Below are 22,340 nucleotides of genomic sequence, written 5' to 3' on the forward strand. Positions count from 1 at the left end.
CGGCTTGCGCGATTCCTCATCCGGAGCAGGCTCCAACTGTGCGTGAACCGCGCCGCGGGCGCGAACGGTGGCGTCGGGCGCCTGCGCTAGACTCGCGGCAGGCGGGCGCCAGGCCCTTCATTCTCGCATTCCGTGGCCCGAATCGATTACGACGAAGACGACGACACCGCCGACACCGGCGGCCAGCCCGGCTGGCGCCGCCGCCTGTTCACCATCGCGCTGGTGCTCATCGGCCTCGCGCTGGGCTTCCTGATTCCCTACGTCACCTATCTGAACCACGAGGTGGGGCAGCGCTTCGGCCAGTTGCGCTGGCAGCTGCCGACGCGCGTGTATGCGCGACCGCTGGAAGTGGAGCCCGGCCTCGTCATGGACGCGGCCACGCTCAAGACCGAACTCGACGCCGCGGCCTATCGCCCCGGCGACGGCGTTCGCGAGGGCACGTACACCCAGCAGGGCGGGCGCTGGACGATCGCGTCGCGTGGCTTTGCGGACGTCGACGGCCAAGTGCCCGCGCGTCGCGTCGAGGTCATCCTGTCGGGCGGCAAGGTGATGAGCGTGCGCGACCCGGCGTTGCATCGCACGCTGCGCGCGCATCGCCTCGATCCCGCGCGCATCGCGACGCTGTACGGCCAGAAGCAGGAAGAGCGTCGCCTGGTCCGGATCAACGAAGTGCCGGACCTGCTCGTCACCGGGCTGCAGGCGGTCGAGGACCGCGACTTCAACCATCACATCGGCATCGACTTCACCGGCCTCGCGCGCGCGGTGCTGGTCAACCTGCGCAGCGGCGAGAAGCGCCAGGGTGCGAGCACGCTGACGCAGCAGCTTGCGCGATCGGGCCTGCTCGGCATCGGCCAGGAGCAGACGTTCACCCGCAAGTTCAAGGAAATCATCTACGCGCTGCTGATCGACGCGCGTTACGACAAGAGCGTGATCCTCGAGGCCTACTTCAATCAGGTCTACCTGGGCCAGCACGGCTCGCAGGCGATCCGCGGAGTGGCGGCGGGCTCGGAGTTCTGGTTCGGCCGCGACCTCAACGACCTCAGCACCGAGCAGATCGCGCTGCTGATCGGCATCGTGCGCGGCCCGTCGTATTACGACCCGCGCGTGCACGCCGATCGCGCGCTGGAACGCCGCAACTTCGTGCTCGACAAGATGCTCGAGACGCAACTGATCACGCAGGCCGAGCACGACCGCGCCTCGAAGGCGCCGCTCGGCGTCACGTCGAATCCGACAAGTCTTGCGCCCAATCGCTTCCCGGCCTATGTCGACCTGGTGCGTCGCCAGCTCGCGCGCGACTTCCCGTCGGAAGGCCTCGTCGGCGCGGGTCTCAGCGTCATGACGGCGATGTCGCCGTCTGCGCAGGCGTACGCCGAAGGCGCGGTGACGAAGACGTTGAAGAGCCTGCAGACGCCGAAGCGTCCGGAGCTCGAAGCGGGTGTCGTCGTCACCGACGTGCATCGCGGCGAAGTCGTCGCGGCGGTCGGTGCGCGCGAATTCACCGAACACGGCTTCAATCGTGCGGTGGAAGCGCAGCGTCCGGTCGGTTCGCTGCTCAAGCCGTTCGTGTACTTGCTCGCACTGGCCGAACCTTCGAAGTGGTCGCTGTCGAGTTATGTCGTGGACGCGCCGATCACGGTGAAGATCCCCGGCAGCAAACCGTGGTCGCCGGGCAATTCGGATGGTCGAAGCCATGGCACCGTGCGGGTGGTCGATGCGCTCGCGCTGTCGATGAACCAGGCGACGGTACGCGTCGGCATGCAGGTCGGGCCGCAGCGTCTGGCCGATCTCATTCGCACGCTGGCGGGCATCGAGATCGCGGGCAACGTCAATCCGTCGCTGATCCTCGGTGCGGTCGACGAGAGCCCGTATGCGATGGCGCAGCTCTACCAGTTCCTCGCTTCGGGGGGGCAGATCCAGCCCTTGCGCGCGGTGCGCGGCGTGCTCGACGCCAACGGTCGCGCGCTGAATCGCTACGACAAGCCGTCGGCGCCCGCGCAGCCGGGCGATGCGACTGCCGCGAAGCTGGTGACGTACGCGATGCAGCAGGTCGTCAATCGGGGCACGGCGCGTCCGCTGATCGCCGATGGCCGCGGCAATCTGTCGCCGGCGGGCAAGACCGGTACCTCGAACGACGGTCGCGACAGCTGGTTCGCCGGTTTCACGGGTGACCACCTCGCAGTGATCTGGGTCGGCAACGACCAGAACAAGATGACGGGCCTGTACGGTGCGACCGGCGCGATGCGCGTATGGTCGTCACTGTTCGCGCGCCTGCCGTCCGCGCCACTGCACGTGCCCGACGACGGCCTCGACTGGGAGTGGGTCGCGGGCAGCAACACCACCGACCCCGGTTGCCCGGGTTCGGAGCGTTTCCCGTTCGTGCCGGGTTACGCGCCAGGTCGCGTGCCTTGCCCCTACGGCTCGCCGAACGCGCCCTCGGACGTCAGCCAGGAAGCCACCGACGCGCAGCAGGACAGCGGTGGCGGCTTCTGGGATTCGCTGTTCGGTCGCAACAAGTCGAACGAACCCGATCCGGCTAAGCGTGTTCCGCCGCCGGCGGACGCCCCGCCCGCACCGCCGGCGCCGGCGGGCAACGGTCGATGAAGCGCGCGTCGCTCATTGCGGTGCTGATGCTGGTCGGCTGCGCGACGGCGCCACCGCCTGCGCCGCCCGCACCGTCGTACGACGCAGCAGCGATCGTCGCGGGCGTGCGTGCATCGGGCAAACCCGTCGCGACCGAAGTGGAAGTGCATCCGCCGCAGGATCCGCTGGTCGCCGACCTGCGCCAACAGGCGCAGCGCGACGAGCAGGCCGGGCGTATTGCGGAGGCCGCGGCGGCACTCGATCGAGCGCTTGCCGAGCGTCCACAGGATCCTGCGGTGTTGCAGGAGCGCGCGGAAGTCGCGCTGCTCGAACGTCATATCGACGCCGCTTTCGATTTCGCCCGGCGCGCGCATGCCGCTGGGCCCACGGTCGGCCCGCTGTGCCGTCGCACGCTGGAAATGCTGGTGCAGGTCGAAGGCCTGCGCGGTGCCGCGGGCGATGCCGGTGCCGGCCCGCGTGCCATGGACTTCGCGAAGCAGCGCGACGCCTGCACGGTGAAGCCGCCGCCGCGGTACTGAGATGACGTCCAACCGCCTGGCCGATGCGAGCCGCGCGGCGCTCGCCGATGGCGGGCTGCTGGCGTCGGAGATTGCGAGTTTCCGTGCGCGCCCCGCGCAGCAGGACCTCTCCGCGGCGATCGCCGAGGCGTTCGACGCGCGTGGGACGTTGCTGGCCGAAGCCGGTACCGGCACCGGCAAGACGTTCGCCTATCTCGTGCCCGCACTGCTGTCGGGCAAGAAGACCATCATCTCGACCGGCACGCGCGCGCTGCAGGACCAGCTTTATCACCGTGACCTTCCGCGCGTGCGCAATGCGCTCGGCGTTGGCCACACCAGCGCGCTGCTGAAGGGTCGTGCGAATTATCTTTGCCACTACCGTATGCGGCAGGCGCAGGGGGAGCCGCGTTTCAGCAGTCGCGAGCAGGTCGCGCAGTTCCAGCGCATCGTCGCCTGGTCCGGGCGCACGCGCATGGGCGATCTGGCCGAACTTGAGGATCTTCCCGAAGATTCGCCGCTGCATGCGCTGGTGACGAGTACCGCGGAAAACTGCCTCGGCACCGAATGCCCGTTCTATGCCGATTGCTTCGTCGTCGCGGCGCGCCAGCGCGCGCAGGCGGCGGACGTCGTGGTCGTGAATCACCACCTGCTGCTCGCCGATCTCGCGCTCAAGCAGGAAGGCTTCGGCGAAATCCTGCCGGGCGCCGAAGCGTTCGTGATCGACGAAGCCCATCAGCTGCCCGAACTCGCCGCGCAGTTCTTCGGCGAGTCGCTGAGCGCGCGCCCGCTGGTGGAACTCGCGCGCGATGCGCTGCTCGAGTGCCGGCAGGTGACGGGCGCGATCGCGACGATCCAGGCGCCGGCGAGCGATCTCGAATTGCGCGTGCGTCAACTGCGCAGCGCGATGGACGAGCTGCCCGTGCGCGGCACGCGCCGGCGCGCGCATGAAGTGCCGGCAGTCGAAGCGGCGTTCGACGCGTTGGACGATGCACTCGCCACGATGCAGGACGCGCTGCGCCCGCTGTGCGCGGGCTCGCCCGGTTTCGACAGTTGCCTCGCGCGTGCGAACGAGTTCCGCGAGCGCCTGTCGCGCTGGCGCAACGAGGCGGACCACGATGCGGTCGACGTCGACGCCGCGGATGACGAAGACTCGAACGACGAAGATCCGTCGAAGAAGCACCGCAACGACGGCAGCGTGCTCTGGTACGAACTGACCGCGCGCGGCTTCCGTCTGGCACGCACGCCGCTCGACGTCGCTGGCCCCCTCGCGCAGCACCGCGCACGCACGCAGGCCGCGTGGATTTTCACGTCCGCGACGCTCGCGGTCGGTGGTCGTTTCGAGCACTTCTCGATCAAGCTGGGCCTGTGGCAGCCGCAGACGATGCTGGCGCCGAGCCCGTTCGACTGGAACACGCGGGCACTCTGCTACGTACCGAAGAATCTGCCGGAACCGGCAGCGCGCGACTACACGAGCGCCGTGGTCGATGCCGTGCGGCCGGTACTTGAAGCCTCGGGTGGACGCGCGTTCCTGCTGTTCGCTTCGCATCGCGCGCTACGCGAGGCGGCCGAACTGTTGAAGGACGGTCCGTGGCCACTGTTCGTGCAGGGCGAGGCGCCGCGCTCGATCCTCCTCGAGCGTTTCCGCGCATCCGGCAACGGTGTGCTCCTCGGCGCTGCGAGTTTCCGCGAAGGCGTCGACGTCGCCGGCGACGCGCTCAGCGTGGTCGTCATCGACAAACTGCCGTTCGCCGCGCCGGATGATCCGGTGTTCGAAGCGCGCCTCGACGCGATCCGCCGCAACGGCGGCAATCCATTCCGCGACGAACAGCTGCCGCAGGCGGTAATCGCGCTGAAGCAGGGCGTCGGCCGGCTGATCCGCACCGAAACGGACCGCGGCGTCCTCGTGCTTTGCGATCCGCGCCTCGTGACCAAGCAGTACGGCGGCGTTTTCTTCAATTCGCTGCCGCCTTTCCCCAAGACCCGCAGCGTGGCCCACGTGCAGGCGTTCTTCGGGCCTTCCGAAGCCGGCGAGGGCGCGTCGTCGCAACACCCCCTGCTCGGCATCGCCTGAAGCTGCGACCATTCACGCCATGAAACTGCTCGCCTTCGAAACCGCTACCGAAGCCTGCTCCGTCGCGCTCGCGATCGACGGCGAGATCGTCGAGCGTTACGAGATTGCGCCGCGTCGTCATGCCGAGCTCGCGCTGCCGTGGGCGGATGCGCTGCTCGCCGAGGCCGGGATCGCGCGCGCGCAGCTCGATGCGATCGCGGTCGGTCGCGGCCCGGGTGCGTTCACCGGCGTGCGCCTTGCGATCGCGATCGCGCAGGGCGTCGCACTCGGACTCGATCGACCGCTGGTGCCGGTGTCGACCCTCGCTGCGCTCGCGTTGCCCGCAGTGCGCGCAAATCCCAGCGCGTGCGTGCTCGCGGCGATCGATGCGCGCATGAACGAACTGTACGTCGCACGGTATCGCGCGCTCGATGGTGATCTGGAGCTGCTCGGCGAAGAACAGTTGCTCACAGCCGCTGATGTCGTGATCGACGGCGCCGACTGGCGCGGTGTCGGTACCGGTTTCGCCGCGCAGGAACGCGCGCTGGCCACCCGCTTCGCGTCGCAACTCGTTGCGGTCGATGCTGCCGCACTTCCGCACGCCGCCGACATCGCACGCCTGGCGCTGCGCAGCTTCGAGCGTGGCGGCGCGATCGCACCCGAACGCGTCGAGCCCGCCTACCTGCGCAACAACGTGGCGCTGACGCTGCTCGAACAGCAGGCGCTCCGCGATTCGCGTAAATGACACGCGCACGTTCGCGTCGTTACGCGAACGCGCCGAGCGGACTCAGTCGTCGACCATTCGCCCTTCCGGACGGAACCACCACGTACGCGTGACGTGCAGGATGTCCGGATCTTCTTTGGTGCGCGGCAGCGGCGCATAGGGTTCGGCGAGGCGCGCGATGCGCGTGGCGGCCTGGTCGAGCGCGGGAATGCCGCTCGACTGCACGATGTCGGTGCGTTCGACGCTGCCGTTGCGACGGATCGCGATCGTGATGACGACCTGTCCCGACAGGTGATGACGGCGGATCTCGTCGGGGTAGTTGAGGTTGCCGACGCGCTCGACGCGATCCACCCAGTCGCGCAGATACGTCGCCCACACATATTCCTGCGTGCTCGCGGACACGAACTTTCGCTTCGGGCGCTTGGCGTAGCGCACCGAGCGCAGCTGGATTTCCGCGGCGAGCCGCGCCATGCGCTCGTCGCGTTCGATGCGTTCCGCCCCAACGGGTGCAGGCACTTCGGTCGGCGTCGGATTGATCTGCGCCTGCGGCATCACCGCCGGGCCGCGGGTGCTGCTGACGATGCGCGCCTTCGGCGGCGGTGCGGGTGCGGGCGACTGCGCGCGCAGTTCGCGCGGCGCGACACCGGGTTCGGGCTGTGGCGACGCACCGCTCTGCGCTTCGTGCGGTCGTGAAGTCTTCTCGTGCTCGCCGCCGCCCTGGTTGTTCGCCTGCGCGAGGAAGTCCGCCTGCTTCGGCGTCAGCGCGCTCTGCGTCTCGGTGAAGATGACATCGAGCGTGGGCACGACCGGTGCGGCCTTTTCCGGCGCGAACCCGATCGCGAAGATCACGAACAGGTGCACGCCCAGCGAGACCGCCATCGTCCAGCCGAGCCGATGCGTCTCGATCAGCGGCGGATCATGCGCAGGGCCGAGCGTGGTCATGCGCTCAGCGGACCTTCGCCTCGATGGCGTCGAACAGCAGGCCGGCGATGTTGACGCCGAACTGCGCATCGAGTTCGCGGATGCAGGTCGGGCTGGTCACGTTGACTTCGGTGAGGTAGTCGCCGATCACGTCGAGGCCGACGAACAGCATGCCGCGCGCCTTCATCTCCGGGCCGACCTGCGCCGCGATCCAGCGATCGCGGTCACTCAGTGGGCGGCCTTCACCACGACCGCCGGCCGCGAGGTTGCCGCGGAACTCGTCGCCCTGCGGGATACGCGCGAGGCAGTAGTCCACCGGCACGCCGTCGACCAGCAGGATGCGCTTGTCGCCGTCGGTGATCTCGGGGATGTAGCGCTGCGCCATCGCGAAATGCTGGCCGCTCTCGGTCAGCGTCTCGAGGATGACGTTGGTGTTCGGGTCGCCGTGGCGCGCGCGGAAGATCGAGCGTCCGCCCATGCCGTCCAGCGTCTTCAGCACCGCCTCGCCGTGGTGGGCGATGAAGGCCTTGAGCTCGGCGGCGTGGCGGCTGACCAGCGTCGGCGGGCAGCACTGCGGGAATTCCAGCGCGGTCAGCTTCTCGTTCATGTCGCGCAGGCCGCGCGGGTCGTTGACCACCAGCGCGCCCGCGCGCTGCGCCAGGCCGAGTACCTGGGTGTCGTGCAGGTAGTTGGCGTCGACCGGCGGGTCCTTGCGCATCAGGACGACGTGACCCGTACCCAGCTCAACCTGTGATGCATCTCCCAGTTCGAACCACCCGCGCGGATCGTCGACGACGTGCAACACCGAAACGCGCGCCATCGCGCGACCATCGTGGACCGACAGGCCGCCCGGCATCACGTACAACAGCCGGTGGCCGCGGCGCTGGGCTTCCAGCAGCATCGCGAAGGTCGAATCCTTGGCGATCTTGATGGAGCCGATCGGGTCCATCACGACGACGATGTCGAGGGGCATGGTTCAAGCCGCGGTCGGGACTGCCGATGGTAGCAGCGGGTCGGGCCGGGCCTGACCAAAAGTGTCCAGTTCGTCAGTTTCGTTGTGACGAAAATTGCCTGCTTGACAGCCCTCGCAGGGCTTGAAATAAAGGCTTTACGCGCCACCAGACGTGGCGCCGGGGGATTTACGAATGCAGGATGACGCCCGCAACGGCAGCCTGGGCGGCCTCAAGGTCATGGTCATCGACGACTCGAAGACCATTCGACGCACGGCCGAGACGCTGCTCAAGCGCGAGGGCTGTGACGTGGTGACCGCCTCGGACGGCTTTGAAGCGTTGGCGAAGATCGCCGACCAGAACCCGCAGATCATTTTCGTGGACGTGATGATGCCGCGCCTGGACGGTTACCAGACCTGCGCGCTCATCAAGAACAACCAGAGTTTCAAGTCGACGCCCGTGATCATGCTGTCCTCGAAGGACGGCCTGTTCGACAAGGCGCGCGGCCGCATCGTCGGTTCGGAGCAGTACCTGACCAAACCGTTCACCCGCGAAGAACTGCTCGACGCGATCCGCAAGCACGTCAACGCCTGACCGGGGGGGAAGGGCACCAATGGCACGTATTCTTCTGATCGAAGACTCGCCGACCGAGTCGGCGGTCATGACCCAGCTCCTCGAACGCAACGGCCACCAGGTGATGACTTCGGTCAGCGCCGAGGACGGCATCGAGACCTGCCGCCGCGAACGTCCGGACCTCGTCCTCATGGACGTGGTCCTGCCCGGCATGAACGGCTTCCAGGCCACGCGCGCGCTATCGCGCGACGCCGAGACCAAGACCATCCCGGTGCTGATCGTCAGCACCAAGGGCATGGACACCGATCGTGCCTGGGGCCTGCGTCAGGGCGCCAAGGACTACATCGTGAAGCCGCCGCGCGAGGATGAACTCATCGCGCGCATCAACGAACTGCTGGGCGCCTGACATGAACCTCGCGATGAGCCCGTTCGACGTGCTCGTCGACTACGAGCGCCGCTCGCTCGCGCACGTCGCGGGCCTGCCGGAACAGCTCGACGCGCCCGGTCTGTGGCGCGGGGTCGGCTATCGCATCGGCTCGCGCCGCCTCGCCTCCGAGTTCGGCGAGGTGCGCGAAATCCTGACCGTCCCGCAGATCACGCCGGTGCCCGGCACGCAGCCTTGGATGCTCGGCGTCGCCAACGTGCGCGGCCAGCTGCTGCCGATCGTCGACATGAAGCAGTTCCTCGAGGGCGAGCGCACCGTGCTGCACGAAAGCATGCGCGTGCTGCTCGTTCGCCAGGGCGGCGGCGACGTCGCCGTGCTGGTGGACGAACTGTTCGGCCAGCGTTCGTTCGTCGAAGAGCAGATGCTCGACGACGAGGCGCTCGAACCGTTCGCGCAGGGCCGCTACGCGCACTTCATCGACCGCGCCTACCACCTGGGCGAGCACGACTGGGCTGTCTTCAGCCTCGACCGCCTCGCCCGTACTCCCGAATTCCGACAAGCCGCCGCCTGACGGCCCAGCACGAAGACCTGAGGTTCAACCATGAGCACCACGATGGATAACGTCGCCGGCAAAGGCCGTGACATCAAAGTCAACACCTGGGTCACGGCGCTGATCGTCTCGCTGGTCGTGCTGGGCGCCAACGTCGGTTACGCGTCGTACAAGGCCGGTCGCCTCAGCGGCGCGAGCTCGTCGGCCTCGGAACTGCAGGTGCTCTCGCAGCAGCTCGCGGTGCGCGGCACCGAGGCCGTCGGTGGTAATGCGGAGGCGTTCAAGGCCTTCCGCGATACCAAGGCGCGCATCGAAGACGACATCAAGAACCTGCAGACCACCTACGGCGATGACAGCCGCGCCGGCAGCGCGATCAGCAACGTCGCGTCGACGTGGGCACCGATCGGCAAGAACGCGGACACGGTGCTGCAGTCGGAACAGGCGATCGTCGAACTGGCCGGCCACGCCGACAAGTTCAACCAGAGCCTGCCGAACTTCCAGGCCTCGCTCGACGAACTCGTCCGCGCGATGTCGGCCTCGGGCTCGCCCTCGTCGCAGGTCTACATCGCACTGCGCCAGGTCGTCGTTTCCGGAACCATGGCCCGCCGCATCGCGGAAATCCGCAGCGGCGGCCAGGGTGCGCAGGTCGCCGGTGACGCGCTCGGCCGCGACGCCAACCTCTTCTCGACGGTGCTCGCCGGCCTGCGCAAGGGCGACGACGCCAACCGCATCCTGCCGCTGACGTCGGGTCCGGCGGTGGCCCAGCTCGGCCAGGTCGAACAGCAGTGGGCGGTGATGAAGAAGGACCTCGACGCGATCACGGCGAGCTCCCGCAACCTCATCGGCGCGCAGCGCGCGGCCGACGAGATCACCAAGAATTCGGGCCAGATGCTCGATGCGTCGCAGAAGCTGTTCGGCGCGTTCACCTCGATCGGTTCGATCAAGGACACCAGCCTGCTGGGCAACATCTGGATCTCGATCGTCGCGGGTGTGCTGACGATCCTCTCGCTGCTCGGCCTGCTCTACGCCCTCAACAAGCAGCAGCAGAGCCGCTACCAGGCCACGAAGGAACTCAACGACCGTAACCAGGAGGCCATCATGCGCCTGCTGGACGAGATGGGTTCGCTCGCAGAAGGCGACCTGACGGTGAAGGCGACGGTCACGGAAGACATGACCGGCGCGATCGCGGACTCGATCAACTTTGCAGTCGAACAGCTGCGCAGCCTCGTGCAGACCATTACCGATACGTCGGTGCAGGTCGCGGCGAGCGCGCAGGAGACGCAGGCCACCGCCATGCAGCTCGCGGAAGCCGCGGAGCACCAGGCGCAGGAGATCGGCTCGGCCTCGGAACGCATCAACGAAATCGCGGCGAGCATCGACCAGGTTTCGAAGAACTCCGCGGAGTCCGCGGAGGTGGCGCAGCGCTCGGTGCAGATCGCGACGAAGGGCGCCGGCGTCGTGCGTCAGACGATTCAGGGCATGGACTCGATCCGTGACCAGATCCAGGAAACCTCGAAGCGAATCAAGCGCCTCGGCGAGTCGTCGCAGGAAATCGGCTCGATCGTTGAACTGATTAACGACATCTCGGAACAGACGAACATCCTCGCGCTGAACGCGGCAATTCAGGCGGCTTCGGCCGGTGAAGCGGGCCGCGGCTTCGCGGTCGTCGCCGACGAAGTGCAGCGCCTCGCAGAACGCGCATCGAACGCGACGAAGCGAATCGAAACGCTGGTCCAGACGATTCAGAGCGATACCAACGAAGCGGTGTCGTCGATGGAACAGACGACCTCGGAAGTCGTCGCCGGTGCACGCCTCGCGGAAGACGCGGGTACCGCGCTGGGCGAGATCGAAAAGGTTTCGACCGACCTGTCGAACCTCATTCAGGGCATCTCGACGGCGGCACAGCAGCAGTCGTTCGCCGCGTCGAGCATCACCCAGACGATGACCTCGATTCAGTCGATTACGGCGCAGACCTCGCAGGGTGCGAGTCAGACGGCGGCGTCGATTGGAAACCTCGCGCAGCTGGCGGCCGACCTGCGTCGTTCGGTCGCCGACTTCAAGCTCCCGGCCTGATCGCGAACGGACCACCCGAAGAAATGACTTTGCACGCACCTGACCGCCGCTGCCGCGCGACCGCGCTCCTTCGAGGGAGCGCGCCGCGCACGGACGCCCAGGCGCGAGGTGCACGATGATCGCGATGCGTGAAGTGATCGACACGACGACCCTCGGCTGGATCAAGCCGGAACTCGACGAAACCCTGCGCCTGGCGCGGCAGGAGATCGAAGCGTTCCTCGAAGATCCCACCGACTCCGCGCGCATGCGCGCCTGCGCCACCCACCTGCATCAGGTGCGCGGCACGCTGCACATGATCGAGCTCGACGCGCCCGCGATGGTCGCGACCGAGATGGAGAAGCTCGCTTACGCGCTGCAGTCGGGTGAAGTCGCCGACCGCGACGAAGCCTGCGCGGCGCTGCTGCGCGGCGTCGTCCAGCTGCCGGACTACCTCGAGCGCCTGCAGGGCGGCCATCGCGACATCCCGATCGTGCTGCTGCCGCTGCTCAACGAGCTGCGCGCCGCGCGTGGCGAAGCGGGCCTGAGCGAAAGCGTGTTGTTCGCACCGGACATCGACCGTCCGGTGCCGGCGGGCGGTGCGGCCGATGCTGCGGTCGATACACATGCCGCGGCCGAGCGTTTGTCCGCTGCGCTGGCGAATTGGCCGGAGACCGGCGACCCGTCCGACGCACGTGCTCTCGTCGACGCGATCGGCGAGCTGATGCGCGCCAGCGCCGATGAAGCCCATCAGCGCATGCTGTGGGTGGCCGAAGGCGTCGCCGTGTCGATCGCCGAAGGTGCGATGCCGACCAGCCGTGGCCTGCGTCAGGCGTTCAGTGCGCTCGAGCGTGCGGTGCGCGAGACCGCACAGGACGCAATGGCACTGCCGACCGAGGATCTCGCGGCCGACGCCACGCGCCAGCTGCTCTATCACGTTGCTCACAGCGGGGCCTCGCATCCGCGACTGGACGACATTCGCGAAACCTTCGATCTCGATGCGCAGCGTCCCAGCGAAAGCGAAATCGCGCACGCGCGCGGTTCGCTGAGCGGCCGCAACCGCGCGCTGCTCGACACGGTGTCGGCGGCGATCAAGGAAGACCTGATGCGCGTCAAGGACGCGCTCGACATCCACCTGCGCACCGGCCGCATCGACGTGGCCGAACTGCGCCCGCAGGTCGACGCGCTGACGCAGGTCGGCGACACGCTCGGCATGATGGGGCTGTCCACTGCGCGCGGCGTGGTGATGCAGCAGCGCGACGCGATGTCGGACGTCGTCAACGGCCGCCGTATCGCGGACGAGCACGCGCTGCTCGATATCGCGGGTGCACTGCTGTATGTCGATGCGTCGCTCGATGACCAGGTCTCGCGCCTGGGCCTCGAAGACCAGGACGACGGCGACAACGCGCTCGCGCGCGAGTCGCGCAAGGTGCTCGACATCGTCGTGCGCGAAGCGATCGCCAATTTCGGTGATGCGCGCCAGTCGTTCGTCGCGTTCGTCGAGACCGGCTGGGATCACGCCGAACTCGCGGAAGTACCGCGCCTGCTCGACGAAGTCGCCGGCGCCATGCGCATGGTGCAGCTGGCGACGCCGGCCGAATACCTCGATGCGATCGCGCGCTATTCGCAGCGCGAGCTGATCGATCGTCGCCACGTGCCGACCAGCGCCGAACTCGACGCGCTGGCCGACGCGCTCGCGAGTCTCGAATACTTCCTCGAAGCCCTGCGCGACCACCGTCCGAACCGCGACGGCATGCTCGACATCGCGCAGTCGAGCCTCGAGTCGCTGCACTACTGGCCGGTGCCCGCCGCGCCGGTGCAGGTCGAAGCCGCGCCGCCCGTGGCCGCCGAGCCGGCGGTGGACGCCGCGATCGCCGAGACGTTGCACCCGGAATCCGTCGATGCATCGGCTCAGCCGATCGTCGCCGAGAGCGAAGACGAGACGGTGCTCGCGCACATCGCCGAGACGTTCGCGGTCGTCGATCTGCAGGCACGCGAAGAAGAGACCCCGGTCGTGCACGAGCCGGTGGCGATCGATGCCTCGGCGATCGACGCGATCGAGCCGGTCGTGGTCGCGCCGATCGGCGCGGTTCACGGCGGCTTCGAAGCCAACGCCGACATCGACGATGACATCCGCGAGGTCTTCCTCGAAGAGCTGTCGGAGGAGATGGACAACCTCGCGTCGCTGCTTCCCGCGTGGAAGGCGATGCCCGAGGAGATGGAGCGCCTGCGCCCCATCCGCCGCGTCTTCCACACGCTCAAGGGCAGCGGCCGCCTCGTCGGCGCCAAGGTCCTCGGCGAGTTCAGCTGGAAGATCGAGAACATGCTCAACCGCGTGCTGGATGGCACGCGTCCGCCGAGCCCGGCGGTAGCATCCATCCTCGAACATGCGGTCGGCACGCTGCCGCAGTTCCACGCGGCGCTCGCCGGTACGGCGTCGGTGACAGCAGACCTCGCAGGCTTCGAAGCGATCGCCGATCGTCTCGAGAAGGGCGAGGAAGTGTTCTACACGGCCGGCGAGTTCGCGGCGCCGGTCGCCGCGCCGGTCGAGCCGGTGGTCGAAGTGGCTGTCCCGATCGCGGTCGCGCTGCCGGTCGAAGATCCGGGTGAGCCGGCGTACGTCGATCCGGTGCTGCTGGAAATCCTCGCGACGGAAGTCGACGGCCATCTCGCGACCATCGACGACTGGCTCGAGAACGCGCGTCGCCAGCCGCAGCGCGCGGAAGATCGCCTGCAGCGTTCGATCCACACGCTCAACGGCGCGTTCGCGATGACGGAGGTGCCGGTGATCCCGGCGATCACCGGTCCGACCGAGGCCTACATCAAGCGTCTGCTCGCGGCCGGTACGAGCGCGACGCAGGAAGGCGTCGAAGCGATCGCCGACGTCGCCGACGCGATCCGCACCACGCTCGCCCGTCTGCAGGCCGACCGCCCGCACGTGCCGCGTTTCGAAGGACTTGCCGAGCGCGTCGTCGCGCTGCGCGATAGCCTCCCGGACGCGCGCCAGGCGGCGCCGATCGATCCGCTCGACGCGTCGGCGGCAGAAGACTTCGAACAACTGGAAGCGGCGCAGGCGGAAGCCGAGCGCGTCGCCGCGGAGCAGGCCGAGCAGCGGCGCATCGCCGAGGAGATCGCGCGCGTCGATGCCGAGCGTCTCGCTGCGGAGCAGGCGGAGGCGGAATACGCGGAGCAGGCGCGTCTTGCCGCGCACGCCGAAGCCGAGCGGCTCGCGGCCGAGGAAGCGGAAGCGCAGCGCATCGCTGAAGAAACGGCGCGTGCGGAAGCGGAACGCATTGCTGCCGAAGCGGCCGAAGTGGAGCGTCTGGAGCAGGAGCGTCTCGCCGCCGAACAGGCAGAAGCCGAACGTGTCGCCGCGGAACAGGCGGAGGCGCAGCGTGTCGCCGCTGAAGCTGCGCAGGCCGAGGCCGAGCGTCTTGCCGCGACGCAGACCGAAGCAGAGCGGGAGGCTGCGGCCCAGGCTGAAGCCGAACGTGTCGAGCAGGAACGCATTGCCGCCGAGCTGGCCGAAGCAGAGCGTCTGGAGCAGGAGCGCGTCGCGGCCGAACAGGCCGAGGCCGAACGTCTCGAGCAGGAGCGCGTCGCGGCCGAGCAGGCCGAGATTGAGCGCCTCGCGGCGGAGCAGGCGGAAGCCCAGCGTCTCGAACAGGAACGCATCGCCGCCGAGCAGGCCGAAGCCGAACGCCTTGCGGCCGAAGAAGCCGCGCGCGCCGAAGCGGAGCGGATCGCGGCCGAACAGGCGGACGCGCGTCGCATCGAAGAAGAGCGTTTGGCCGCCGAGCGCGCCGAGCGCGAACGCATTGAAGCCGAGCGGGCGGAGGCCGAGCGTCTCGAACGCGAGCGCGTTGAAGCCGCCGAGCGCGAGCGGGCGCGCATGGAGTCGCAGCGTGCCGAAGCCGAGCGCCTGGAGCGCATGGCGGCCGAGCAGAAGATGGCGGAGCAGGTCCGCGCGGCGATCGCCGCGGCGTCCGCGGCCGCGCACTCCGGTGCGGCGATGCCGGCAAGCGTCGTCGACGAAGCCGACCCGAACACCGGGCTGGACCTCACCGGCCTCGATCCGGAACTCGTCGACATCTTCGTCGAGGAAGGCGCCGACCTGCTCGACCACTCCGACAGCCTGCTCGCGCAGCTTCGCCAGCAGCCGGATGACCGCGAAACGCTGGTCGGCCTGCAGCGCGACCTGCACACGCTCAAGGGCGGTGCGCGCATGGCCGGCATCATGGCCGTGGGCGAACTCGGCCACGTCATGGAGTCGCTGCTCGAGGCGGTCGTCGATCACCGCAGCGAACTCGGTCGCGACGGCGTGTCGCTGCTCGAGAAGGGCTTCGATCGCCTGCACGGTATGGTCACCCGCGTCGGCGAACGCCACGCGATCGGCATGCCGTTCGCGCTGATCGCACAGTTCGAAGCGCGTGCGCGCGGCGAGCGCCTGCCGATGCCGGCCTACGAGCCGCAGCACGAAGAGGCCACGCCGGAAGTACCGCTGCCGGTCGCGGAGCTCAAGCCGTTGTCGGCGCCGATCGGCGAACAGCCCGCGCTCACGGACGACGACGACATCGCCGTGCGTGCGCCGCAGGAACAGGTGCGTATCCGCGCCGACCTGCTCGATCGCCTCGTCAACTACGCCGGTGAGGTCGCGATCTATCGCGCCCGCCTGGAACAGCAGCTCGGCGCGTTCCGGTCGGCCATCGCGGAAATGGAAGCGACGAACACGCGTATGCGCGACCAGCTGCGCCGTCTCGAGATCGAGACGGAGGCGCAGATCGTCGCGCGCTATAAGCGCGAGGACGCCACCGAGGCGACGTTCGATCCGCTGGAGCTCGACCGCTTCTCGACGCTGCAGCAGCTGACCCGCGCACTGTCCGAGTCCGCGGCCGACCAGACCTCGCTTCAGGCGACGTTCGACGACCTCACGCGTCAGTACGACACGCTGCTGTTGCAGCAGTCGCGCGTGTCGTCCGAACTGCAGGAAGGCCTCATGCGCACGCGCATGGTGCCGTTCGACGGCCTGCTGCCGCGTCTGCGCCGCGTCGTCCGCCAGGCGTCGGGTGAAACGGGCAAGCACGTGCTGCTCAAGCTCGAAGGCACGCAGGGCGAGCTCGATCGCAACGTGCTGGAGCGCATGACCGCGCCGCTGGAGCACATGCTCCGCAACGCGGTCGCGCATGGCCTCGAGTCGCCGGAGAAGCGCGCGGCCGCAGGCAAGCAGGAAGAAGGCACCATCCGCATCGCGGTCCGTCGCGAAGGTTCGGAAGTCGTGCTGGAAGTCGGCGACGACGGCCGCGGCCTCGATCGCGAAGCGATCCGACGTCGCGGCATCGAACGCAACCTGATCCGCAGCGATGCGGTGATGGCCGAGTCCGACCTCGACATGCTGATCTTCGAGCCGGGTTTCTCGACCGCCGACGAGGTCAGCCGCCTCGCCGGTCGTGGCGTTGGCATGGACGTGGTCGCGTCCGAAGTGCGCCAGCTCGGCGGCACGATTGATATCCGCACGACGAAGGGCTCGGGCACGACGTTCACGCTGCGCCTGCCGCAGACGCTCGCGGTCACGCAGGCGGTCTTCGTGCGCATCGGCGAGACCGCGTTCGCGGTGCCGATCGCCTCGGTGCGCGGCGTCGGCCGTATCTCGCGCGAAGAACTCGCGCAGGCGATGCAGAACGAGGACGGTGGCACCTACCGCTACGGCGGCGAGGACTACGCGGTGCACGACCTCGGTCGCCTGCTCGGTCAGTCGTCGGCGAAGGCCGAGGGCCTGCTGCAGGTGCCGCTGCTGCTGATCCGCGCCGGTGAACTGCGCGCCGCCGTCACCGTCGACCAGGTCATCGGCAACCGCGAAATCGTGGTGAAGCCGGTCGGCCCGCAGGTCGCCTCGGTGCCGGGCATCTTCGGCGCGACGATCATGGGCGACGGTCGCGTGGTCGTGATCCTCGACATCGCGCCGCTGGTGCGCCGCCAGGCCACGCTGCCGCGCGACTTCCAGCCGGTGTTCGTTCCGGTCGAGAAGCGCGCCGTTCCGCTGGTCATGGTGGTCGACGACTCGGTCACGATGCGCAAGGTCACCGGCCGCGTACTCGAACGTCACGGCTACGAAGTCGCCACCGCGAAGGACGGCATCGACGCACTCGAACGCATGGCCGAGCGCGTGCCGGACCTGATGCTGCTCGACATTGAAATGCCGCGCATGGACGGCTACGAGCTTGCCGGCGCGATGAAGGGCGATTCGCGACTGCGCGACGTGCCGATCATCATGATCACGTCGCGTACCGGCGAGAAGCACCGCCAGCGTGCGTTCGAACTCGGCGTCAATCGCTACCTCGGCAAGCCGTACCAGGAACCCGAGCTGATGCGGAACGTCAACGAGCTGCTCGAGCAGGTGCATGCGCATGAGTGACACCAGCCGACGCGTCGCCCTCCTGGCGCGTCCCGGCGCCGCGCGCGACAGCGTGCGCGGCGCACTGCTGGAAATCGGCGCGGACATCGTCGCCGAGGAAGATCCGGGCGCATCCTCACCCGATGCGATCCGCAGCGTGTCGCCCGACGTGCTGATGATCGTGCTCGATCCCGTCAGCGAAGGCGCGCTCGACCGTTACGACAGCATGCTCGGCGATCCTTCGATCGAGGTGATGTTCGAAGAGGCCGACGTCGCCGCGTCGCGCGACGGCTGGGAGGCCGCGCGCTGGCGCCGCCACCTCGCCGCCAAGCTGCATCACCGCCAGGACGTGCTGCCGCCGGTCGCCGGCGCGGACCTCGTGCCCGCGGTGGATCCGCTGACGGTGCAGCTCGAGGAAATGATCTCGACCGACGACCCGGAGTTCCCGCCGGTCGCACAGATCGCGGTGCCCGAAGGCGCGACGGGCGGCGAAGACTTTTCCGTATTCGATCCCGCGGCTGCGGACGCGGACGAGATGAGTGTCGAGGAGTACGTGCTGTCCGTGCACGGACTCGAACTTGATCCGAGCGCGATCGATGCACCGCTTCCGGAAACGGCCGGCATCGAACTCGAAGCTGTCGGCTTCGACGGCGCTTCGCTCGACGCGCCGAACTTTGAAGGCGTGCAGCTCGAGGGCGTGGGGTTCGACGGCGGTTCGATCGAGGCCACCCGTTTCGAGGGCCTGCCACCGGTCACCGGCCCCGACTTCAGTGCCAGCGATTTCGATCCGCTGCTCGCAGAGCTCGATGCCGAACTCCCTGATCTCTCGCTGCCCGATGCGCCCGCGCTGCCGGAGTCCGACTGGCAGGGTGGGTTGGTCGATGACTTCGCCGTTGTCGAAGAGGTGTCGTTCGATGACGTTCAGGCTGAAACGGCTTCGCCTACGGCTGCCGTGCCGCCGCCGCTGCCGCCGATGGGTTTCGGTGAGCTGAGCCTCGCGGACGACGCCGCGCCGATCGCGACGGCGCCGACCGGCGCGCTGCGCTCGCACGATCTTGGCGAACTCGAGCGTCGCATCGCGTCGCTGGAACTGGTCGACGATACGAAAGCGACGTCGTCCGGCGCGGTGCTCGTACTCGCCGGTATCGGCGGCCCCGACGCGGTCCGTCAACTGCTCGGTGCCTTGCCGGCGCGCTTCAGTAAGCCCGTGCTGATCCGCCAGCGCCTCGATGGCGCCCGGTACGACAAGCTGGTTGCGCAGCTCCAGCGCGCCGCCGCGTTGCCCGTCGCGCTCGCGCAGGCGGGCGATCCGATCCAGAACGGCCAGATCTACGTCCTCGGCGACGACATGGGTGTGTCGGAGGACGCGACGGCGTTCGCGACCGGCGGCCTCGCCACCCTCGTCGCGCGCATCCCTGCCGAGAAGAGTGCCGTGCTCGTCTTCAGCGGTGCAGACGCCGAAATGGCCGACGCGATCGCCGACCTCGGCAAGCGCGGCGCCTTCATCGGCGCGCAATCCGCAGATGGCTGCTACGACGCCACCGCCGCCTCCGCGGTGGCCGCACGCGGCGCGGTCACCGCGCCGCCCTCCGAACTCGCTGCACAACTCGCCGGCCGCTGGAGCCGCTGAGAGGTCCCGTCGTGTCCAAGAAGAAAAACCGCCACCGCCGTCCGAACCCGCCGTCGCGCGGGCCAGTCGCCATCGCGCCGAATGGCCAGCCGGCCGATGCCGAGAGCGCGTCGGATTTCGACGAAGCCGACGAGATCGACGACGCCGATGAGGTCGACGCCGCGGAGGCGGATGTCGATTCGGTCGTCGACGTTGTGTTGTCGCAGGCCGCCGCGATGGGCAGCGTCGGCCCGGACGCGCACGCGAACGACCCGATCGCGCCTGCGCCGGTTGCGCCCTCGCCGAGCTGGGGTCAGCAGGAAACGGGCGACATCCGCGGCGTGCTCATCCAGGTGGCCGGTGGCCGTCTGCTGCTGCCGAACGCGACGATCGCCGAGGTGCTGTCGTACGCCGAGCCGGAAAGCGATCCGAGCGGCGTCGACTGGCTGCTGGGTCGTTTCCGCTGGCGCGGCTGGCAGATTCCGCTGATCGCGTTTGCGCGCCTTGCCGGGATCGGCGAGGACAAGCCGGGCCTCGGCTCGAAGGTCATCGTGCTGAAGGCGTTCGGTGGCGACCGCCGCATCCCGTTCTTCGCGATCGTGACGCAGGGCTTCCCGCGCCTCGTGACGGTGTCACGCGCTGCGCTGGAGGTCGAAGCGCAGGACGGCGACCTCCCGTTGGGCGTGCAGGCCTACGTGCGTCTCAACGACGAGCCGGCGCTGCTGCCGGATCTGCTGCAGATCGAGGAACGCCTGCGCGAGGTGCGCGAAGCGGCCTGACCGGCGCCCGCGCATTACGCAAGGAAAGGCCGCCTCCGGGGCGGCCTTTTTGCATACGGAGACGACTCAGACGAGATCGCCGAAGCGCGCCTGCAGAGCGGAAATCGCAGAGAGGCCGGCCGTTTCCGTGCGCAGGATGCGCGGGCCCAGACGCAGGCCGTCGAAGCGCGCGGCATGGAGCTGTTCGCGGTCGAGCGGCGACCAGCCGCCTTCCGGTCCCACTGCGATGCAGATCGACGCGGCATCGTCCAGCGTCATCGAGCGCAGGGAATGCGTGCCTTCCGGATCGAGCAGCAAACGCATCGCGTGCGGCTCCAGCGCCGCCAGCGCTGCTGCGAGCGACAGCGGTGGCGCGACTTCCGGGACCACCGCACGACCGCACTGCTCGCAGCCCGAGACCACCACATTGCGCCAGTGATCCAGGCGCTTCGCCGCACGCTCGCCGTCGAGCTTCACGTCACTGCGCTGCGACCATACGGGCAGGATCGCGTGCACGCCGAGCTCGGTCGCCTTCTGCAGGATCAGGTCCATCTTCTCGCCCTTGGCGACGCCCTGCAGCAGCGTGATGCGCAGCGGCGATTCGCGATCGACGCGTGTTGCTTCGCCGATGCGGAGCCGCGCGTCGCGCTTGCCCGCCGCAACGAGTGTCGCCGCGTAGTCCTGGCCATCACCGTTGAAGACGATGCAGGCGTCGCCCACGCCGAGTCTCAGCACGCGCGTGAGGTGCGCGGCGGCGCCTTCGGGCAGCGTGATCTCCGCGCCGGAAACCAGCGGTTGCGGGACGTGGACACGGGTCAAGCGCATGTCGGGCCTCCGAACGCGGCGTCGATGGCGTGGCGCGTGGTGTCGGCGAGCAGGTCCAGTGCGTCGTCGTCGATGCAGTAGGGCGGGAACCAGTACAGCACGTCGCCCAGCGGGCGCAGCAGCACACCGCGGGCGATTGCTTCCCGGTAAGCGCGCAGGCCGCGACCGCCCGCGATCTCGACGGCGGTACCGTCATGCGCGTCGACGTCCGCGGTCATTTCGATCGCGACGACCATGCCGGTCTGGCGCACGTCGACCACGCGCGGATGCGCGCGGAAAGCGTCGGCGCGCTCAGCGAGCTTGCTCGCGGTTCCGACGTTGCGCGCGATGACGTCGTCGCTTTCGAAGATGCGCAGCGATGCGAGCGCCGCCGCGCAGCCGAGCGGATTGCCCGTGTAGCTGTGCGAATGCAGGAAGGCCCGCTCACGGCTGTCGTCGAGGAAACCGTCATAGATGCGTTGCGTCGCCAGCACCGCCGCGAGGGGCAGGGAGCCGCCGGTGAGCCCCTTCGACAGGCAGAGCAGGTCGGGCGCGATGCCGGCCTGTTCGCACGCGAACATCGTGCCGGTGCGGCCGAAGCCCACCGCGATCTCGTCGGCAATGAGGAAGATGCCGTGCGCGTCGCAGAGCTCGCGTACGCGTCGCAGATAGGCCGGATGATGCATCCGCATGCCGCCCGCGCACTGGATCAGGGGCTCGAAGATCAGTGCGCAGACATCGTGGCCGTGTTCCGCGAGGAGCGTCGCCAACGCATCGGCCGCGCGATGCGCACGTTGTTCCGCCGTCTCGCCCGCGGTGGCGAGAAACGCATCCGGCGATGGCGCGAACAGCGCCTCGGCGAGCAGTGGCGCGTAGACGCGGCGGTACAACGGAATGTCACCCACCGCGAGCGCACCGAGCGTCTCGCCGTGGTAGCTGTTCTCGAGCGCGATGAACTTCGTGCGTCGCGTTTCGCCGGCGTTGCGGAACCAGTGGAACGCCATCTTCAGCGCGACTTCCACGCCGGCCGAGCCGTTGTCGGCGAAGAAGACCCTGCTGAGCGGCGCACGGCCGACCTGCTTCGGCGCGATCGCGATGAGGCGCTCGGCGAGTTCCACCGCTGGCGCGTGCGTGCAGCCCGCGAGGATCACGTGCTCCAGCGTGCGCGCCTGCTGTGCGATCGCCTCGGCGATGCGCGGCTCGGCGTGGCCGTGGACGCAGGTCCACCAGCTCGACACCGCATCGAGGTAGCGACGCCCGTCCATGCCGACCAGCCATTCGCGCTCGCCGCGTTCGATAGGGAGCAGTGGGAGCCGATCCGGGTGCTCGCGCATCTGCGTGCACGGATGCCAGACGACGTCGAGGTCGCGGCGGCGCCATGCGTCCGCCGGGCTTTCGCCCGCCCCTGCTAGGATCGTGTCGTGATCGAGCCTGTTCATCCCGCCATTATCCCGCGTCGCGCCGGCCCGTCGCCCACA

Annotated in this window: 15 protein-coding genes; 11 read left to right on the top strand and 4 right to left on the bottom strand. The window is 68.6% G+C overall.

From position 1 onward, the window contains the following. Window positions 1–132: 132 nt before the first annotated feature. From mrcB to tsaB, 4 genes are read left to right on the top strand one after another with little or no spacing between them, the layout of a single operon-like run. Window positions 133–2,601 carry a penicillin-binding protein 1B gene (mrcB, locus tag DWG18_RS01430; RefSeq protein ID WP_115644734.1) on the top strand — a complete coding sequence of 823 codons (2,469 nt, stop codon included), beginning with the start codon at window positions 133–135 and terminating at the stop codon, window positions 2,599–2,601. Then, window positions 2,598–3,119 (top strand): hypothetical protein, encoded by a 522-nt coding sequence (locus DWG18_RS01435; protein ID WP_115644735.1) that lies wholly within the window; start codon window positions 2,598–2,600, stop codon window positions 3,117–3,119. Before mrcB ends, DWG18_RS01435 begins: the two co-directional genes overlap by 4 nt. Window position 3,120: 1 nt before the next feature. Beyond that, complete coding sequence (locus DWG18_RS01440) at window positions 3,121–5,169, top strand: ATP-dependent DNA helicase (protein WP_115644736.1); 2,049 nt, start codon at window positions 3,121–3,123, stop codon at window positions 5,167–5,169. A 19-nt stretch (window positions 5,170–5,188) separates the two neighbouring features. Beyond that, a complete protein-coding gene (tsaB, locus tag DWG18_RS01445; RefSeq protein ID WP_115644737.1) occupies window positions 5,189–5,893 on the top strand; it encodes a tRNA (adenosine(37)-N6)-threonylcarbamoyltransferase complex dimerization subunit type 1 TsaB in 705 nt (234 codons plus the stop codon). 42 nt (window positions 5,894–5,935) lie between these two features. Here tsaB and DWG18_RS01450 read toward each other — a convergent pair whose 3' ends face one another. Then, window positions 5,936–6,814 (bottom strand): TonB family protein, encoded by an 879-nt coding sequence (locus DWG18_RS01450; protein ID WP_115644738.1) that lies wholly within the window; start codon window positions 6,812–6,814, stop codon window positions 5,936–5,938. A 4-nt stretch (window positions 6,815–6,818) separates the two neighbouring features. Beyond that, window positions 6,819–7,766 carry a glutathione synthase gene (gene gshB, locus DWG18_RS01455; RefSeq protein ID WP_115644739.1) on the bottom strand — a complete coding sequence of 316 codons (948 nt, stop codon included), beginning with the start codon at window positions 7,764–7,766 and terminating at the stop codon, window positions 6,819–6,821. Between the two features lie 172 nt (window positions 7,767–7,938). Between gshB and pilG the strand changes: the two genes are divergently transcribed. The 7 genes from pilG (at window position 7,939) to DWG18_RS01490 (ending at window position 20,079) form a co-directional block, all read left to right on the top strand. After that, window positions 7,939–8,337, top strand: coding sequence for a twitching motility response regulator PilG (gene pilG / locus DWG18_RS01460; RefSeq protein ID WP_115644740.1), 399 nt, complete (start codon window positions 7,939–7,941; stop codon window positions 8,335–8,337). Window positions 8,338–8,356: 19 nt separating this feature from the next. Further along, window positions 8,357–8,722, top strand: a complete 366-nt coding sequence (locus tag DWG18_RS01465) for a response regulator (RefSeq protein ID WP_115644742.1) — start codon at window positions 8,357–8,359, stop codon at window positions 8,720–8,722. Between the two features lies 1 nt (window position 8,723). Further along, a complete protein-coding gene (locus DWG18_RS01470) occupies window positions 8,724–9,272 on the top strand; it encodes a chemotaxis protein CheW (protein WP_115644744.1) in 549 nt (182 codons plus the stop codon). Window positions 9,273–9,314: 42 nt separating this feature from the next. Continuing rightward, the gene (locus DWG18_RS01475; protein WP_240318623.1) at window positions 9,315–11,324 is read left to right on the top strand and encodes a methyl-accepting chemotaxis protein; all 2,010 of its coding nucleotides are present in this window, start codon (window positions 9,315–9,317) and stop codon (window positions 11,322–11,324) included. Between the two features lie 115 nt (window positions 11,325–11,439). Continuing rightward, window positions 11,440–17,712, top strand: coding sequence for an Hpt domain-containing protein (locus DWG18_RS01480; RefSeq protein ID WP_115644748.1), 6,273 nt, complete (start codon window positions 11,440–11,442; stop codon window positions 17,710–17,712). Continuing rightward, window positions 17,705–19,321 carry a chemotaxis protein CheB gene (locus DWG18_RS01485; RefSeq protein ID WP_162823645.1) on the top strand — a complete coding sequence of 539 codons (1,617 nt, stop codon included), beginning with the start codon at window positions 17,705–17,707 and terminating at the stop codon, window positions 19,319–19,321. The genes DWG18_RS01480 and DWG18_RS01485 overlap by 8 nt, the downstream gene beginning before the upstream one ends. An 11-nt stretch (window positions 19,322–19,332) precedes the next feature. Beyond that, a complete protein-coding gene (locus DWG18_RS01490) occupies window positions 19,333–20,079 on the top strand; it encodes a chemotaxis protein CheW (protein WP_240318563.1) in 747 nt (248 codons plus the stop codon). Between the two features lie 66 nt (window positions 20,080–20,145). On the opposite strand, the gene DWG18_RS01495 is transcribed toward DWG18_RS01490, so the two are convergent. Beyond that, the gene (locus DWG18_RS01495; RefSeq protein ID WP_115644752.1) at window positions 20,146–20,883 is read right to left on the bottom strand and encodes a 16S rRNA (uracil(1498)-N(3))-methyltransferase; all 738 of its coding nucleotides are present in this window, start codon (window positions 20,881–20,883) and stop codon (window positions 20,146–20,148) included. Beyond that, window positions 20,874–22,301 (bottom strand): adenosylmethionine--8-amino-7-oxononanoate transaminase, encoded by a 1,428-nt coding sequence (bioA, locus tag DWG18_RS01500; RefSeq protein WP_115644754.1) that lies wholly within the window; start codon window positions 22,299–22,301, stop codon window positions 20,874–20,876. Before bioA ends, DWG18_RS01495 begins: the two co-directional genes overlap by 10 nt. Between the last annotated feature and the right edge of the window lie 39 nt (window positions 22,302–22,340).

Origin of the sequence: Lysobacter sp. TY2-98 (assembly GCF_003367355.1) — a bacterium.
Classification (GTDB): Bacteria; Pseudomonadota; Gammaproteobacteria; order Xanthomonadales; family Xanthomonadaceae; genus Cognatilysobacter.

Bases quoted from the DNA above. Each gene is read 5' to 3' on its own strand.
- DWG18_RS01475 (WP_240318623.1), top strand. From the start codon at position 9,315: ATGGATAACGTCGCCGGCAAAGGCCGTGACATCAAAGTCAACACCTGG.
- gshB (WP_115644739.1), bottom strand. From the start codon at position 7,766: ATGCCCCTCGACATCGTCGTCGTGATGGACCCGATCGGCTCCATCAAG.
- DWG18_RS01450 (WP_115644738.1), bottom strand. From the start codon at position 6,814: ATGACCACGCTCGGCCCTGCGCATGATCCGCCGCTGATCGAGACGCAT.
- DWG18_RS01440 (WP_115644736.1), top strand. From the start codon at position 3,121: ATGACGTCCAACCGCCTGGCCGATGCGAGCCGCGCGGCGCTCGCCGAT.
- DWG18_RS01480 (WP_115644748.1), top strand. From the start codon at position 11,440: ATGATCGCGATGCGTGAAGTGATCGACACGACGACCCTCGGCTGGATC.
- DWG18_RS01495 (WP_115644752.1), bottom strand. From the start codon at position 20,883: ATGCGCTTGACCCGTGTCCACGTCCCGCAACCGCTGGTTTCCGGCGCG.
- DWG18_RS01485 (WP_162823645.1), top strand. From the start codon at position 17,705: ATGAGTGACACCAGCCGACGCGTCGCCCTCCTGGCGCGTCCCGGCGCC.
- tsaB (WP_115644737.1), top strand. From the start codon at position 5,189: ATGAAACTGCTCGCCTTCGAAACCGCTACCGAAGCCTGCTCCGTCGCG.
- DWG18_RS01470 (WP_115644744.1), top strand. From the start codon at position 8,724: ATGAACCTCGCGATGAGCCCGTTCGACGTGCTCGTCGACTACGAGCGC.
- bioA (WP_115644754.1), bottom strand. From the start codon at position 22,301: ATGAACAGGCTCGATCACGACACGATCCTAGCAGGGGCGGGCGAAAGC.
- DWG18_RS01435 (WP_115644735.1), top strand. From the start codon at position 2,598: ATGAAGCGCGCGTCGCTCATTGCGGTGCTGATGCTGGTCGGCTGCGCG.
- pilG (WP_115644740.1), top strand. From the start codon at position 7,939: ATGCAGGATGACGCCCGCAACGGCAGCCTGGGCGGCCTCAAGGTCATG.
- DWG18_RS01465 (WP_115644742.1), top strand. From the start codon at position 8,357: ATGGCACGTATTCTTCTGATCGAAGACTCGCCGACCGAGTCGGCGGTC.